Annotated in this window: 16 protein-coding genes and 1 tRNA gene; 9 read left to right on the top strand and 8 right to left on the bottom strand. The window is 59.2% G+C overall.

All coding sequences use genetic code 11. The annotated features are described in order from the left end of the window. The first annotated feature begins 15 nt into the window (after positions 1-15). Complete coding sequence (locus B9G99_RS08070) at positions 16-1,521, top strand: AbgT family transporter (protein ID WP_086621588.1); 1,506 nt, start codon at positions 16-18, stop codon at positions 1,519-1,521. Positions 1,522-1,530: 9 nt separating this feature from the next. Here the strand turns inward: B9G99_RS08070 and B9G99_RS08065 are convergent, their stop codons facing one another. Continuing rightward, the gene (locus tag B9G99_RS08065) at positions 1,531-2,433 is read right to left on the bottom strand and encodes a LysR family transcriptional regulator (protein WP_227875985.1); all 903 of its coding nucleotides are present in this window, start codon (positions 2,431-2,433) and stop codon (positions 1,531-1,533) included. Between the two features lie 184 nt (positions 2,434-2,617). Between B9G99_RS08065 and B9G99_RS08060 the strand changes: the two genes are divergently transcribed. Beyond that, on the top strand, positions 2,618-3,301 hold the full coding sequence (locus B9G99_RS08060; protein WP_086621587.1) for a metal-binding protein ZinT: 684 nt from the start codon (positions 2,618-2,620) through the stop codon (positions 3,299-3,301). Positions 3,302-3,926: 625 nt separating this feature from the next. Then, positions 3,927-5,657: a methyl-accepting chemotaxis protein gene (locus B9G99_RS08055; protein ID WP_086621586.1), complete on the top strand. Its 1,731-nt coding sequence runs from the start codon at positions 3,927-3,929 to the stop codon at positions 5,655-5,657. Positions 5,658-5,722: 65 nt separating this feature from the next. Here the strand turns inward: B9G99_RS08055 and B9G99_RS08050 are convergent, their stop codons facing one another. After that, positions 5,723-6,103 (bottom strand): S24 family peptidase, encoded by a 381-nt coding sequence (locus tag B9G99_RS08050; RefSeq protein WP_086621585.1) that lies wholly within the window; start codon positions 6,101-6,103, stop codon positions 5,723-5,725. Between the two features lie 230 nt (positions 6,104-6,333). Here B9G99_RS08050 and B9G99_RS08045 point away from each other — a divergent pair, with 230 nt between their 5' ends. Together B9G99_RS08045 and B9G99_RS08040 are read left to right on the top strand one after the other, a co-directional pair. Further along, positions 6,334-7,098: a phospholipase D-like domain-containing protein gene (locus B9G99_RS08045; RefSeq protein WP_086621584.1), complete on the top strand. Its 765-nt coding sequence runs from the start codon at positions 6,334-6,336 to the stop codon at positions 7,096-7,098. Positions 7,099-7,398: 300 nt separating this feature from the next. Beyond that, positions 7,399-8,484 carry a type I restriction endonuclease gene (locus tag B9G99_RS08040; RefSeq protein WP_086621583.1) on the top strand — a complete coding sequence of 362 codons (1,086 nt, stop codon included), beginning with the start codon at positions 7,399-7,401 and terminating at the stop codon, positions 8,482-8,484. Positions 8,485-8,658: 174 nt separating this feature from the next. Here B9G99_RS08040 and B9G99_RS08035 read toward each other — a convergent pair. Further along, positions 8,659-8,731, bottom strand: a tRNA-Thr gene (locus B9G99_RS08035). An 86-nt stretch (positions 8,732-8,817) separates the two neighbouring features. On the opposite strand from B9G99_RS08035, the gene B9G99_RS08030 reads away from it, so the two are divergent. Beyond that, positions 8,818-9,153: a YnfA family protein gene (locus B9G99_RS08030; RefSeq protein ID WP_086621582.1), complete on the top strand. Its 336-nt coding sequence runs from the start codon at positions 8,818-8,820 to the stop codon at positions 9,151-9,153. Here the strand turns inward: B9G99_RS08030 and B9G99_RS08025 are convergent. Next, entirely contained in the window at positions 9,144-9,338 is a 195-nt protein-coding gene (locus B9G99_RS08025) for a hypothetical protein (protein WP_086621581.1), read from the bottom strand. The genes B9G99_RS08030 and B9G99_RS08025 overlap by 10 nt on opposite strands. A gap of 142 nt (positions 9,339-9,480) precedes the next feature. Here B9G99_RS08025 and B9G99_RS08020 point away from each other — a divergent pair, with 142 nt between their 5' ends. From B9G99_RS08020 to hglS, 3 genes are all read left to right on the top strand, one after another. Further along, positions 9,481-9,870, top strand: a complete 390-nt coding sequence (locus B9G99_RS08020) for a YidH family protein (RefSeq protein ID WP_086621580.1) — start codon at positions 9,481-9,483, stop codon at positions 9,868-9,870. Positions 9,871-9,873: 3 nt separating this feature from the next. Continuing rightward, on the top strand, positions 9,874-10,242 hold the full coding sequence (locus B9G99_RS08015; protein ID WP_086621579.1) for a DUF202 domain-containing protein: 369 nt from the start codon (positions 9,874-9,876) through the stop codon (positions 10,240-10,242). An 89-nt stretch (positions 10,243-10,331) separates the two neighbouring features. Further along, a complete protein-coding gene (gene hglS, locus B9G99_RS08010) occupies positions 10,332-11,741 on the top strand; it encodes a 2-oxoadipate dioxygenase/decarboxylase HglS (RefSeq protein WP_086621578.1) in 1,410 nt (469 codons plus the stop codon). A gap of 33 nt (positions 11,742-11,774) precedes the next feature. Here the strand turns inward: hglS and B9G99_RS08005 are convergent, their stop codons facing one another. The 4 genes from B9G99_RS08005 to B9G99_RS07990 all read right to left on the bottom strand — a co-directional run bounded on the left by B9G99_RS08005 (position 11,775) and on the right by B9G99_RS07990 (position 14,682). Further along, positions 11,775-12,272 carry a universal stress protein gene (locus B9G99_RS08005; RefSeq protein ID WP_086621577.1) on the bottom strand — a complete coding sequence of 166 codons (498 nt, stop codon included), beginning with the start codon at positions 12,270-12,272 and terminating at the stop codon, positions 11,775-11,777. Between the two features lie 136 nt (positions 12,273-12,408). Beyond that, positions 12,409-13,047, bottom strand: coding sequence for a DUF1826 domain-containing protein (locus B9G99_RS08000; protein WP_086621576.1), 639 nt, complete (start codon positions 13,045-13,047; stop codon positions 12,409-12,411). Between the two features lie 14 nt (positions 13,048-13,061). Beyond that, complete coding sequence (locus B9G99_RS07995) at positions 13,062-13,880, bottom strand: metal ABC transporter permease (protein ID WP_086621575.1); 819 nt, start codon at positions 13,878-13,880, stop codon at positions 13,062-13,064. Further along, a complete protein-coding gene (locus B9G99_RS07990) occupies positions 13,870-14,682 on the bottom strand; it encodes an ATP-binding cassette domain-containing protein (protein ID WP_086621574.1) in 813 nt (270 codons plus the stop codon). The genes B9G99_RS07995 and B9G99_RS07990 overlap by 11 nt, the downstream gene beginning before the upstream one ends. Positions 14,683-14,710: the final 28 nt, after the last annotated feature.

Raw genomic sequence — 14,710 nt, 5'->3', positions numbered from 1 at the left:
AAAGGGATCCACGTCATGAAAGGTATGCTCAATACGGTCGAGCGCGTCGGCAACAAACTGCCCCACCCCTTTATTCTCTTTGTGATTCTGTCCGGGCTGATCATTGTCCTGTCAGCATTGCTGTCAGGGCTGGGAGTGACGGCGGTCAATCCGGAAAGCGATGCCGAGGTCGCGGTGCGCAGTCTGCTGTCCGGTGACGGTATCGTGTTCATGCTGACCAGCATGGTGGACAACTTTGTCGGCTTTCCACCGCTGGGGCTGATTCTGGTCGTCATGTTCGGTATTGGCCTTGCCGACAAGGTCGGACTGATGTCGACCCTCATGCAGGTCAGCGTGGCCAAGGCGCCCCCCTCCCTCCTGACCTTTTGCGTTTTCATGGCCGGTATCTGTGGCAGCATCGCCTCCGATGCCAACTACCTCATTTTGATTCCGCTGGCCGCCATGGTGTATCAGGCAGTGGGCCGTCACCCGCTGGCCGGGGCCGCTGCAGCCTATGCCGCGGCAGGCGCCGGGTTCGATGCCAGCCTGTTCGTGACCGCCGGCGATGCGCTGTTTGCCGGCATTACCACCGATGCGGCGCGCATTATCGACAGTGATGCCTATATCTCACCGATCGATAACTACTACTTCGTCGCCTGCTCGGTGTTTGTGCTGGCCCTGATCGGCACACTGCTGATCGATTACGTGGTGGAGCCGCGCCTGCGGCGTACCCAGCCGCTGGAAACCCTGCGCATGAGCGAAGTACAGCTCAAGACGCTCAGTGACGATGAGAAACGTGGGCTTAAAAGAGTCGGCCTGATCACGCTGATCTATTTCGGCCTGGTCGTGCTTTCCGTACTGCCGGCCGGCTCACCGCTGCGCAACGCCGAAGGCGGGCTGATCCCTTCTCCCTTCCTTGAGTCTTTCGTCCCCTTGCTGTTTGGCTACTTCGTGGCCATCGGCCTGACCTATGGGCTGTGTACCGGCGCGATCAAAAAGGCCCGTGATATCCCGGGATTCATGGCCGAATCGGCGCGGGATCTGGCGCCAACGCTGGTGCTGTTTTTTGCCATTTCCCAGTTCATCGCCTACTTCAAATGGTCCGAGCTGGGTCAGTTCATCGCCATCGAGGGCTCCAATGTACTGGAACAGACCGGCTTTACCGGCGTGCCTCTGGTCATTGCCTTTATTCTGATGGCCACCACGCTCAATATCTTCATGACCAGCGGCTCGGCGCAGTGGGCCCTCATGGCGCCCGTGTTTGTTCCCATGCTGATGCTGCTGGATTTCAATCCGGCCTTTGTGCTGGCCATGTTTCGTATTGGCGATTCCTCCACCAACATCATCTCCCCCATGAGCCCCTACTTTTCAGTGGCGCTGGTTTATATGCAGCGCTACAAGCCGGATCTGGGGCTGGGCACGCTGATGGCCACCATGCTGCCGCTGTCCATGGGCTTTCTGCTGATCTGGACGCTGTTTTTGATGTTCTGGATGTGGATGGGGCTGCCTTTCGGACCCGGAATCTACATGATGTCGTCCTGACCCTCACTTTCAGCGCATCGAGGTCATCAGCTTCCACAGATAGTCGGCCGCCGGCGACAGGCGGCGGCCGGCACGTCTGATCAGATTGCCACAGGTGTCCTGAGCGGCAGGATGATCCACCGGCAGGGCGCACAGTTTTCCGGTTTCAACATCCTGTCCGGCGGCCATTTTCGTCATGAACGCGATACCGATACCGGCAATCGCCATGCGTCTGGCCGTAGAGTGCAGATTGCAGCGATAGGCCGGCGTCACGATACGCTGTTCCGATCGAAACAGGCTCTCCACAAACATCTGCGAACCCGACCCCGGCGGCAGGAAGATCAACTTCTGTGACGACAGCGCTTCAAGGGATACGCAGCTCTGCGAAGCCAGCGGATGTCGTGGCGACATCAGGGCACAAAGCGGCCCGCGCGAGAAGGTGTGACGCACGAGTCGCGGGTCGGTTTCAGGCCCGTAGGTGATGGCGATGTCCACCTCGTCCGCCAACACCATTTCATGCGGCTCACGCGGATAGTAAATACCGCTGAGCAGCTCGATGAAGACCTCCGGGTATTGAGCAGCAACCCGGGTCAGTACCGAATCGACCAGACTCTCCACAAAGCCTTCACCCACGGCCACGACGACCTTGCCGGCCCGGCGATGACGCAACCGCTCCAGAGAGTGCTCAAGCTCCTTGTCCAGCTGGCGACGCGTCATGTGATTATCAACCACCGTGCGCCCTGCCTCGGTCAGTGACAGATAGCGACCGTTACGCTCCATGATCGGCATGCCGACATCGCGTTCGAGCTCCCGAAGCTGACGACTGACCACTGAAGGATTGATGCCCATGTGCTCGGCCGCCGCCCGCACGCTGCCACACTCGGCCACCATGAAAAGATATTCCGAGCGACGTCCGATCCGATCCAACCCCATGACACGTCCTCATTCACCTTTGAATGGCGGGCCATTTCCATGCGCCATTTCGGACAAAGATATCAGAGACCTGCTGGACGACTACCGCACAGGCCTTCTGGCTCAAGACTTTTGTAGTCAACACTTTTCAAGTGTTATGTTATAACGTTCAATTAAAGCCTTTAATCATTATCGGGAGCCTCTCATGACGTCTGCAGTCGTCCGTTATACCGCCACCTTTCTCACAACCGCCGGGCTGCTCGCCGCCGGCGGCACTCAGGGGGTGTTCGCATCCGACACGCATGATCACGGGCATGACCATGGGCACGATCATGAGCAAGGCCATCAACATGACAAGGACATCCATTCGGGTTACTTCGATGACGACCAGGTCAAGGCCCGCCAGCTCTCGGACTGGGAAGGTGACTGGCGCTCGGTCTATCCGCTGCTGCAGAACGGTACGCTGGATGAGGTCTTTGCCCACAAGGCCAAAAAAGGCGACAAGAGTGCCGAGGAATACAAAAAATACTACCGCGAGGGCTACCGCACTGACGTCGAGCGCATCGACATTCATGGCCAGGACGTGACCTTCCACGCCAACGGAGACGCCTATAGCGGTCAGTACGCCAATGACGGCTACGAAATTCTGAATTACGAAGCGGGCAACCGCGGCGTCCGGTTTATCTTCAAAAAGACCGAAGGCGACGACCGGGCACCGGACTTCATCCAGTTCAGCGATCACGACATCGCCCCCACCGATGCCCACCACTACCATCTCTACATGGGCGATGACCGCCAGGCACTGTTGAATAACGTGGTCAACTGGCCGACCTACTATCCTGCCAACCTGAGCGATCAGCAGATCGTTGAGGAAATGCTGGCGCACTGACCACCCCCCGAAGACCGCCAGTCAGGGCGGTCTTCTTGTCCTTACCTGCCCGGACATCAGCGTTTTTCAATCCCTAATGAAGCCGACATCAGCTCACCAGACAACCCATGATGGCGTTTGCAAACACTCACCATTAATCTATGTTAAGAGAGAAGTTTGTTAATAGGTAAAAATGATGATTATTGCAGCGTTGATAGTCGGGGTTGTGTTCGCTATTGGTTGGTGGAGGCTCTACAAGTATTTCGAGAAGCGCAAGAACTCAAACGACGACCGACCCTGATAAAAAGCTCGGCGTCATAAACGCATGCTTGTGACTCGAACGTGACCTGAACGGCTCGTCATCGCGGCTGAAAAATCCGCCCAAGGCATATGCCGTCGGCCTGATGGCTTCTCGCCTTCGCCTGCGCCCTGTTCTCTGCCTGACGACACGCCCCCTGCCCTGACTGGCAATGTTTCTTGCCTTCCTGAATGGATATAAAAATTAGCCACATATGAAGCAATAGCGAAAGGCCACGAAACCTATAGGTCAAATATTCTCTGGAACCGGCTCCAGCCCCTCCTTTGCGGGTCGATAACCGCTGAAGAAACACCCCGACCCCGTCACCTCTCCAGAGATATCCTCGTCATGATTCTGAATCGAAGCGTGAAACACAGGCTGGTCGCCATTGCGGCTGCCATGGCTGTGCTTTTGATTTTAATCGGCGCCGCAGGCGCCTGGGGCATGAAAAGCATTACCGACAATTTCGATCGAGCCTACAACCGTGATGTCCTGCCCCTGCGGATACTCGACCAAGTGGATTCCGCGATTTCCGACTCTCAGGTAGACCTTCTAAGGGCGCGCAATGACGGCACCGCTCAGGGGCTGCAAAATCTGCTGTCGGTCTATCCGCGCTATCGCAATGCCTCCGACAGCAACTGGCAGGAATACAAGACGCGCAATGTGACCTCGCCGGAAGAAAGGGCTCTCGCCGACCTGATCGCCCCCGACCTTGCAGAGTACTGGCGCCGCTTTGACGCCAATGTCGAGCGCATGAAAAGTGGCGATTTTTCCCCGCCCACGGGTAATCTTCAGCTCCGCGAACCCTATCTGGCCGTCTCCGGAAATCTGGGCAAGGCCGGCGACATCAATGAACAGCAGGTGCAGGCCAAGTTCCTGGCCAGTCAAAAAAACATGAACGTTCTACTGACGGCCATTGCCGGTGCCGTCCTGTTTGCACTGGCAATGACGACGCTGGCGTTCTGGCGGTTTGCCCGCGGCATTCTTGGGCCTTTGAATCAGGCCAGAGACATTTCCGGTGAAATTGCCCAGGGCAATCTGGCCAACACCATCGAAATCAAGGGGCGGGATGAATTTGCCGGACTGCTTGGCAACCTGAACGACATGCAAAAACAACTGGCCCATGTGGTTAGCGACGTCAGAAACAATGCTGAAGCCGTCGGCAGCGCCTCCAGTGAAATTGCCTCGGGCAATGATGATCTCTCCCGTCGGACACAGGAGCAGGCGGCAAGCCTTGAAGAAACCGCCGCCTCCATGGAGGAGATCACCTCCACGGTACGCCAGAACGCCGATAACGCCACTCAGGCCAGCCAGCTGGCACAAAACGTTCGTCAGAAAGCGCATGACGGCAGCCAGGTGGTGGAAAAAACCACCCTTGCCATGGCGGAAATCAGCGCCTCCAGTCAGAAGATTGCCGAAATTGTCGGGCTGATCGACTCGATCGCCTTCCAGACCAACCTGCTGGCCCTGAACGCCGCCGTCGAAGCGGCCCGGGCAGGCGAGCAGGGCCGCGGCTTTGCCGTGGTGGCCAGCGAAGTGCGCACCCTTTCCAGCCGCAGTGCCGAGGCCGCGCGAGACATCAAGGCGCTGGTCAACGATAGCGTCGAGAAGGTCAATAACGGCTCCGAACTGGTCAATCACTCCGGACGGACGCTGCAGGAGATCGTCACCGGCATCAACAGCATGGCCGAAATCGTGACCGAAATTGCCTCGGCAAGTCAGGAACAGACGTCCGGCATCGAACAGATCAACCAGGCCATCTCCCAGATGGACAGCGTCACGCAGCAGAATGCGGCGCTGGTCGAAGAAGCGGCCGCAGCCAGCCGCTCCATGGAGCAAAGCGCTCGGGCGCTCAAGGAACAGGTGGCCTATTTCCGTGTTACCGCCACCGGCCCTCGCCCCGTGGCGTCACCGGCGCTGAAAAGACCCAACATGACGACAGCGTCCGCTTCTACACCGGCCAGAAAGACAGAGCCCGTCAGAACGCCCGCAGCGGCCACGCGCAAACCGGCCCCCCCGGCCACACGGAAACCGGCCGTTCAGGCCCACAGTGACGCCGAAGAGTGGGAAACCTTCTAAAGCACCCCATCGAAGAGGCCCGGCGCATGAGCGCCGGGCCTCTTGTTTTGACCCTCGCCCGCACCTCAATACATCTTCTGCACCCGATGCGACACCACACCCACCATCTCGACGTTGGTCAGATCCCCCGTCCAAAGCTGGCCGTCCAGCCCTTCCAGTACCGGCACGTTGATGCGATGCGCATAGCGATAGACATAAAACGCCTCATCGACATTGACCACCACCAGCACGCCGTCGCGCAGTGACAGCGAGTGGTCGACGACCAGCCAGTCGCCCTCCTGCCAGGGATCAATCGCCTCATCATCCTGAACCACCTCCGCCAGAAAGGTGAGGTGCGAATGCGGGGCAAAAAACTGCTGCCAGCGCTCAGCCCCAAGGTTATACGCCAGGTCCTGCTCGCCTCTGGGCAGCATGGTGGGCATGGGCATTCGATACGCCACGCGCATAAGCACTCCTCGGTCTTTAAAGGCAAGGATGAAGGGATACGGCCACAGCCCGGAAAAGAGAAGCACGGCAGCCTTCTGATCTCAGTGAAGCCGCGCACTGCGTCGGTTCATGACAGGAGTGTAGCCCTCATATCAAAAGCAGAACCGGAGCAACCTGAGGTCACCTGCCATCAGGCATGGCCTAAATAATCATTGATCGATAAAATGCTGATTTTTCTAGGCATTATCCGATGACGTTTTTGCATTATCAGCTGGTGGTTTTTGTCTCGGTACTCTGCCTGACCCGAATTCATCGCAACCTGGGAATGGTTTCCGCGCTGGGCTGGACATTGTGGTCGCTCGCAACGCTCGAAGGGCCCGGCTATATCATCGTCCAGACCTTCACGGCCTGGATAAGCTGGTACGGCACCTGGTGTTTCATCAAGCAGAAGCAGCTGGTTGAGAGCACACCCAAAACCACCGGCCAACAGACAGCCAGCACCCGCAGGAAAGCCACCCCAAACGCTCTGGTGCACAACCGCGCTCATCACGACGAGCTGACCCACGCCCTCAGAACTGCCAAAAAGGAACTGGTGGTCGTCTCCGGCTGGCTATCCGATCGGGTCGTGAATGATCAATTCTGTACTCTGCTGGCAGGCGCCCTCGACCGGGGCGTGAACGTCCACATTGCCTACGGCGCGAGCGACCGCGACGGGCAGCACCGGCTTTCCGAGACGGCGACCAGGGCGCTGGAACGTCTAAAGGAGATTGGGAAGCGCAGCCGAAAAGGCCAACTGACCATCGTGCAGCGTCCCACGCACGAAAAGTGTCTGGTTGTGGATAAACGATATGCGATTGTCGGCAGCTTCAACTGGCTCGCCAACGCACACTACCGGGACAGGGAAACCAGCCTCAAGGTGCATCAGAGACGTGTGGTGGTGGAGCTGGCGGCGGCGTGCAGGGGCGGAGATACGAGGAGTACGGAAGTTAATGGTGCGGTTGTTGAGGTAGCGTAGGGCTGGATTACAACCTCTTTGGTTCAGCAAATTTTTCCTCACGAGGCTGAAGCGGAAGCACATGCGGGCCCAACTTTATCGATCAAGTCACGTTCACGAAAAAGCTTGTTGTCCGTGCACGGACAGGATACAGACCTTTCAGGTGAAACTGCTTACCCAAGAATCTTTACAACGATCACATCATCTTTTTTCGAGTTCTAGATAACGCATCACATATTAACTTTACCTGATACTCCGCCCATGTTTACTATCGAATAGTTGCACGTAAAAAAATGAAACTAAGAATGGGCGGGGGCACCAGTGGATATAACTCAAAAGATTGCCATTTTGGCTGGGCGCATCAAAGAGCAGATGGATCATGTGGTTAATGAAGAGGCAACCAAAAATGCAATGGTTATGCCCTTCATACAAACCCTGGGTTACGACGTTTTTGATCCGACAGAAGTGATGCCAGAGTTCACTGCTGACGTTGGCTTGAAAAAGGGCGAGAAGGTGGACTATGCCATTAAAAATGGTGGGGAACTATCAATCTTAGTGGAGTGTAAGCCCCGTACAACCGATCTTGCCAACACTCAATTCAGCCAACTATATCGATACTTTAACTGCACTGAGGCAAAATTCGCCATTCTAACAAATGGAATCGAATACCGGTTCTACTCTGATTTAGATGATGCCAATCGACTCGACAAACGCCCATTCTTCACTTTCAGGCTCATTGATTACAACGAGCGAGACATCGAGGAGTTGAAGAAATTTGCCAAACCAGTCTTCAACGTTGACACCATCCTAAGCACTGCCAATCGATTAAAATATACCAACCTGGCCAAAACTGCTTTTGCCGAACTGGTAAAAGATCCCTCGCGCGACTTCATAAAGTCTCTTGCACAGAACTTTTATGATGGACGCATGACTCAGCAAGTAATTGACGATTTTACGCCGATTGTTCGCGAAGCCATGGCGCAGCATATCAAAGAGCAAGTCTCTCAACGCCTTAAATCAGCACTGGCGAACACATCCGGCGAAGAATCTGAAAGAGTTGTTATTGAAAGCGGCGATACTGAGGCAACACAGTTACCTGCTGCAGAAGACAGTGACATTATCACCACTCAAGAGGAGGTCGACGCATACAACATTGTACGTGCCATCCTAGCAAGCGTGGTCGACCCAAACCGTATACATATGCGCGATGCAAAATCCTATTGCGCAATACTTTTGGATAATAACAATCGCAAGCCCGTTTGCCGCTTGCACTTCAATTCAAAAAGCATCTGGCGTATTGGGTTATTCATAGAAGGCAAGGAACAAAAGCACGACATCACAGCATTAACTGAAATTTTTTCTCATCGGGAAGCGTTAATCAAAACAGCAACAGACTACTTGGAATAATTTTTAGGGCGACACACCGTTTCGATTGTAGATAGTGCCAGTCCCTTATCCACGACAAGGAATGGTGAAACATTTTTCCTGAACGCCAGCCATGTCCGCGAGCCACTGCAATAATTTATGCCCAAACGAGAAAAGGCCCGACACATATGTGCCGGGCCTTTGAAATTCTACGGGTGCCGGTAAGTGGACTCGAACCACCGACCTACGCATTACGAATGCGTTGCTCTGCCAACTGAGCTATACCGGCAAACCCGGAAATCATTCTAGCCATCCCTTTTTGCCTTGCCCAGCCCCTGTGGCAGAGTAGCGATTCCTTCACTGCTTGAGCGCCTCATGCCCCCTGTGATCGCCACTTTGCTCTTTGTCCTCACGGCGCTGGCCGAGATCGTCGGCTGCTATCTGGTCTATCGCTGGTGGGTGCTGGCCAAAAGCGCGTGGTGGCTGGTGCCGGCGGCGGCGTCACTGGCGCTGTTTGCCTGGCTTTTAACCCTGCACCCGGCCGCCAGTGGGCGCATCTATGCCGCCTATGCCGGTGTCTATCTCATCACGGCGCTGGCGTGGCTGCGGCTGGTGGATGGCCAGCCGCTACAGCTGACGGATTATCTGGGCGGCGGGCTGGCATTGGCCGGTGCCGTGATCATCATGGCGGGTTACTCGTCTCAGTCCTGATCGCGAACGAACAGATGCACCAGAAGCCATACCGCAACGACGGCGAGGGCGAATATGACCACGGTCAGTTGCACCGGCAGCGGCCAGTGCATGAAGGCCCAGTTATCCTGCAGCACGGCGCCAAAGAGATAGCCGCCCAGCAACACCAATGCGCCCAGGGCGCAGCTTCTTGTCAGAAGGGTCATGCCTGTCTCCTGCTACCATCAATCATCGTGATGCGGTGCGCTTGTCCTCGAGCTCGACCATTTAGGCCTGTACCCACTCACGGTTTTCAGGCGCCATGATCAGCATCAATTGAACCTGTCCCATGAACGGAACACACCGAACATGACCACACCGCCTCCAGACCATAGTCGCCGACGCGCCTTCCGGCCACGCTGGCAACGCCAGGGCCGTCACCCGGACTACCGCTTTTCGCTGGCCAATGAACGCACCTTCCTGGCCTGGATTCGCACGGCGCTGGCGTTCATGGCAGGCGCCGTGGGGATCTATCAGTTCGCGCCGGATATCGCCACGCCCTGGGCGCGGGAGGCACTGGCGGTGATGCTCTCGCTCGGCGGTGCGCTGCTCTCATTGGCGGCCTACCGCCGCTGGGCCGGCAACGAGCGCGCCATGCGAAGCGATGCCGCCCTGCCCTATACGCGGCTGTTATGGCTTCTGGCGCTGTTTGTCACGGCCGTGGCGGTGGTGCTGGGCCTGTTGCTGGTGTGGGGCTAGGCCGTGAGCGAGCCAACCCGGGACCCGGGCCTTCAGCCCGAGCGCACCGGCCTTGCCTGGTCGCGCACGGCCTTTGTGACGCTGCTGTTCTCGGCGCTGCTGCTGCGCGGCGGCATCGTCCATCACGAGCCGGGGCTTGCCTGGGCGGGAGTAATCCTGTTGATCGCTACCGGCGCCCTGTACGCCTGGGCGGGGTGGCGTTTGCGCACGGCGGCCACCAGTGCCCTGACCCATGGCGCCCCGGTGACGCCGGCCTCGACCTGGGTGATACGCATAACGGCGCTGGTCGTTGCCCTGGTGGGGCTGACGGTGGCCGCCAGCGTGCTCTATCACGGCACGCTGCTCGCCCATGTCCGGGCGCTTTTGTCCTGAGCGGTGCCTACGGCCCTCACGACGCTTGAACCAGGCCCCTCGACGGGCGTTAAATCGAGGCACGTTCATTTCCGTCACGGAGCACCCTCATGGCCCGGCACGTCAGTTGTGATGATATTCGCACCCGCTTTTCCCATGCCATGTCCGACATGTACCGCTCGGAGGTGCCCCAGTACGGGACGCTTTTGAAGCTGGTCGCCGATATCAACGCGCAGACGCTTTATCACGACGCCCGCGGGAAAGCGGCCCTGACCGACCGTGGCGGCAGCGAGATGGCGCGTATCGAGATCGAGCGCCACGGCGCGATTCGTCTTGGTACGCCGGATGAGCTTTACACCATGCGTCGCGTGTTCGCGGTAATGGGCATGTCGCCGGTGGGCTATTACGACCTGGCCCCGGCCGGCATGCCGGTACACGCCACGGCCTTTCGTCCGGTGGAGGATGAGGCGCTGGCCCGCAACCCGTTTCGGGTGTTCACCTCGCTTTTGCGTCTGGAGCTGATCGAAGATGAAGACCTGCGCGCGCGCGCGGCCGCCATTTTAAAGCAGCGCCGGATTTTCACTGATCGACTGATGACCCTGCTGGACAAATTCGACAGTGAAGGCGGGCTGAGCGATGAAGACGCCACCGCCTTCGTGATCGAGGCGCTGGAGACCTTTCGCTGGCACAGCCACGCCACGGTCGATGCCGACACCTACCATGCCTTTCATCAGGCCCACCGGCTGATCGCCGATGTGGTGTGCTTTCACGGCCCGCACATCAACCATCTCACCCCGCGCACGCTGGACATCGATGCCACCCAGCAGGCCATGCCCGAGTGGGGTATTGCGCCCAAGGCCACCATCGAAGGCCCACCGCGACGTGACTGCCCGATTCTGCTGCGCCAGACCAGCTTCAAGGCGCTGGAAGAACCGATCCTCTTTCCTGCCGATAACGGAGACGAGCGCGGCGAGCAAAGCGGCACCCACACGGCGCGCTTTGGCGAGATCGAGCAGCGCGGCGCGGCGCTGACCCGACGCGGGCGCAAGCTGTATGACGAGCTGCTGGCGGCGTCCCGCGAGGTGACCCATGGGCTGGAAGGAGAAACGCAGCAAAAGGCGCTGCGCGAGGCCTTCCGTGACTTTCCGGATGATGAAGCGACGCTGCGCCGCGAAGGGCTGGCCTGGTTTGAGTATCAGCTGAGTGACGGCGCCAGCAGGGTTGATGCACAAAACCTGCCGAGCGAGCGCGGCGCGCTGGTTGAAGCGCTGATCGAACAGGGTGTGATGCAGCCAAGGCCCATCACCTACGAGGATTTTCTGCCTGTCAGCGCCGCGGGCATCTTTCGCTCCAATCTGGGCGACGGCGGCGCGCAGCAATACGCTGCCACCGACAGCCGAGCCGATTTTGAAACCGCACTCGGCGCGACGGTGGAAGACGAATTTGCCCTTTATGAACGCCGCAGCGAACGCTCGCTGTCGGCGTGTCTGGAACAGCTGGGTCTTGTACCTTCTGCCTGACCCCTCGTCTGCGCCCTGTTCAATCGTCGTCGACTACAGCCCCTGATAAGGGTTGTCGTCGACCTCCTCCGGCAGGGCTTCGCGCTCGTCCTCGTGCACGCTGATGACCATGCAGGTGGCGATATGGCTGACCTTGTGGGAGACGCTGCCCATGATCATGCCGCTCAGGTCGCTCAATCCGCGGCTACCGATCACGATGACCTGCGCGCCCAGTTTCTCGGCTTCATACGCGATGATGCGCGCCGGGTCGCCATGGCGACCGTGGGTCTCGATGCGTCCGTCAAAGCGTTCGCGAAGGTGGGTCTGTGCCCGCTCGAGCACCTCCTGAATGTCCTTCTCGGCGGTTTCCGGCGACGAGGCCTCAATGGCCTCCTGAAGACTGAGCAGACTGCCGTAGTGCAGGTGCGGCAGCAGCTCGCGCACATACAACAGATGCAGGGTGGCCTCGGGCGACGCCAGCTGTGCGGCGATGCTCAGCGCCTTGAGGGCATGAGCCGAACCATCCACGGGAACCAGCAGTGAAGTGAACATGGCACATCCTCCGGTGGCATCGACAGCGCCGGGAGGCGCCATCGGAGACCGTCAGCATGACGCAGCACCAACCGCCTCGACTTGATCGTGATCAATTCCGACGTCGTTGGCGCCTGGTCTTTGGTCGCGCCCTTGATCAGAGCGGATCGATGCTCATCATCAGCCGGCGCTGGCCGGGCTCGAGCGCCGGACTTCGATGCACCAGCCCGCCACGCCCCTCTCCGTGCCAGGCGCTGCCCTTGATCAGCGCCACATCCCCTGTATCAAGACGCTCGATGGCCGTTGAATCCACTACGATCGCGGGTTTGTCCGACGATGGCGCCCCCAGCCCGCGCCGATCCAGCGCGTGCTCGGGCAACCATTCACTGCCCGGCCCCAGCCAGCTGGTCACCAGCCGTACGGCGACGTTATCGCAGTGAAAACGCGGGCACATGGTGTCTTCCAAAAGCCGCAGGCGTAACCGCAGCTCGGTGGCCTCCAGCATTGACGCCATCAACCGGGCAAGTCCCATCACATCCTCAACAAGCGCCTGCGCCTGCTCGGGAACAGGCAGCCGCTCGCGCAGCTCGGCCTCAAGTGCGGCCTCCGGCGCACCCTCAAGCGCAATGCTCCAGCCACGTGCGGTCCGGCACTGGGCATCAACACTTGCTGCCAGATCGGCCGTCAGCGTTCTGGCGGCAATGGCGATCTCCCGGTCAGCGTCAAAAATGGTGGCAAGCTCGCGGGCCATCAGCAGGGCAGGCTCAGGCGTTTCGAGGGTGCTGGACGGTGACATGACGGTTTCTCCGATCAGGTGGTTCGAATGTGGCGCTCGCCGAGGCGGCGATGCATCAGCCCCGCCAGCGTCATGAGCACAAAACAGAGGGCGGCCAGGCTGACCATGGACGGCCCGGCCGGCGTATCGAAATGCCAGGCGATGGCCAGCCCACCATTGGCGGAGATAATGGCCACCGCGGCGGCCAGCACCGCCATGCCTTCCGGCGTTCGGCTGAAGGGTCTCGCGGCAGCGGCCGGAATGATCAGAAATGCCGCAATCAACAACACGCCAACCACCTTGAGCGCTACTGCCACGACCACGGCCAGCGACAGGGTCAGCAATAGCTGCTCGCGCCGCGGGTCAACGCCACTGGCACGGGCCAGATCCGGATTGAGCGTCGAGATCAAAAGCCCCGACCAGCGCAGGGCGATGATCAGCACCACCAGAAGCGCGCCGCCCCAGATCAGGACCAGATCCCGGCGGCCAACGGCGAGAATGTCACCGATCAGATAACTCATCAGATCCAGCCGGGCCACCTGCACCAGCGACACCGCCACCAGCCCGAAGGCCAGCGCGGCGTGCGCCATCACCCCCAAAAGCGTATCCATGGTGTAGCCGCGGTCACTGAGCAGAGACACCAGAAGCGCCATGATCAGCGCCACTACCAGCACGCTGGCCAACAGCGAGACCGACAGTACCAGTGACAGCGCCACGCCCAGCATCGCGGCATGGGCGGTGGCATCACCGAAATAGGCCATGCGCCGCCACACCACAAAACAACCCAGTGGCGCCGCGGCCAGCGCCACGCCGGTGCCGGCAAGCGCGGCGCGCACCATGAAATCATCCAGCATGGCGACAGGCCCTCTTTTCCCGCAGGGTTTGCCGGGCGTTCTGCTCCGGCTCGGCATGACGCTGCACGCCCTGCTCTGACGCGTTGTGGTCCGGCTCGGCATGACCGGATTCGCGGTGACAGTAAAACGCCACCGCATCGCGCGCCTCGATACCAAACAGCGACTGCCACTCGGGCGAGGCGGCCACGTGCTCGGGGTGGCCCTGACAGCAGACGGTGGTGTTGAGACAGATCACACGGTCCGAGGCCTTCATGACGACATGCAGCTCGTGACTGACCATCAGCACGGCGCAACCCAGCTCGGTGCGCACCCGATCAATGTGTCGATAGAACTCTGCCGTGGCGCGGTGATCCAGCCCCTGATTGGCCTCATCAAGCACCAGCAGACTCGGGCGCTCCAGCAGCGCCCGGGCCAGCAGCACCTTCTGCAGCTGACCGCCCGACAGCGCCGAGAGCTGTCGTTTGATGAGATCACTGGCGTCGGCGCTGGTCAGCGCCGCCTCGATATCGCTTTGACGGTGGCGATTCGGCAGTGCCATGAAGCGGCCGACCGTCATGGGCAGGGTCGGGTCGATCTGAAGCCGCTGCGGCACGTAGCCGATGCTCAAATGATTGTCTCGAACAAGCCGGCCACAGGAGGGCGCCAGCGCGCCAATGATCAACCGCAGCAGGGTGGATTTGCCCGAGCCGTTGGGCCCGACGATGGTCACGATTTCACCTCTGGAGAGCTCAAGGCTGACGTCATCAAGAATGACGTTACCGTTTCTGACCACACCGATGGCATCAAGCGTCAAAAGGGACATGCATTTTCCTGCCGGTAAAGGGGATCGC

It is taken from the genome of Kushneria konosiri, from assembly GCF_002155145.1.
Classification (GTDB): domain Bacteria; phylum Pseudomonadota; class Gammaproteobacteria; order Pseudomonadales; family Halomonadaceae; genus Kushneria; species Kushneria konosiri.
The sequence above is the reverse complement of the archived record's forward strand: the minus strand, read 5'-3'. Positions and strand labels throughout refer to the sequence as shown.

Coding starts and splice junctions, on each gene's coding strand:
- B9G99_RS08070 (WP_086621588.1), top strand. CDS start 16: ATGAAAGGTATGCTCAATACGGTCGAGCGCGTCGGCAACAAACTGCCC.
- B9G99_RS08065 (WP_227875985.1), bottom strand. CDS start 2,433: ATGGGGTTGGATCGGATCGGACGTCGCTCGGAATATCTTTTCATGGTG.
- B9G99_RS08060 (WP_086621587.1), top strand. CDS start 2,618: ATGACGTCTGCAGTCGTCCGTTATACCGCCACCTTTCTCACAACCGCC.
- B9G99_RS08055 (WP_086621586.1), top strand. CDS start 3,927: ATGATTCTGAATCGAAGCGTGAAACACAGGCTGGTCGCCATTGCGGCT.
- B9G99_RS08050 (WP_086621585.1), bottom strand. CDS start 6,103: ATGCGCGTGGCGTATCGAATGCCCATGCCCACCATGCTGCCCAGAGGC.
- B9G99_RS08045 (WP_086621584.1), top strand. CDS start 6,334: ATGACGTTTTTGCATTATCAGCTGGTGGTTTTTGTCTCGGTACTCTGC.
- B9G99_RS08030 (WP_086621582.1), top strand. CDS start 8,818: ATGCCCCCTGTGATCGCCACTTTGCTCTTTGTCCTCACGGCGCTGGCC.
- B9G99_RS08025 (WP_086621581.1), bottom strand. CDS start 9,338: ATGACCCTTCTGACAAGAAGCTGCGCCCTGGGCGCATTGGTGTTGCTG.
- B9G99_RS08020 (WP_086621580.1), top strand. CDS start 9,481: ATGACCACACCGCCTCCAGACCATAGTCGCCGACGCGCCTTCCGGCCA.
- hglS (WP_086621578.1), top strand. CDS start 10,332: ATGGCCCGGCACGTCAGTTGTGATGATATTCGCACCCGCTTTTCCCAT.
- B9G99_RS08005 (WP_086621577.1), bottom strand. CDS start 12,272: ATGTTCACTTCACTGCTGGTTCCCGTGGATGGTTCGGCTCATGCCCTC.
- B9G99_RS08000 (WP_086621576.1), bottom strand. CDS start 13,047: ATGTCACCGTCCAGCACCCTCGAAACGCCTGAGCCTGCCCTGCTGATG.
- B9G99_RS07995 (WP_086621575.1), bottom strand. CDS start 13,880: ATGCTGGATGATTTCATGGTGCGCGCCGCGCTTGCCGGCACCGGCGTG.
- B9G99_RS07990 (WP_086621574.1), bottom strand. CDS start 14,682: ATGTCCCTTTTGACGCTTGATGCCATCGGTGTGGTCAGAAACGGTAAC.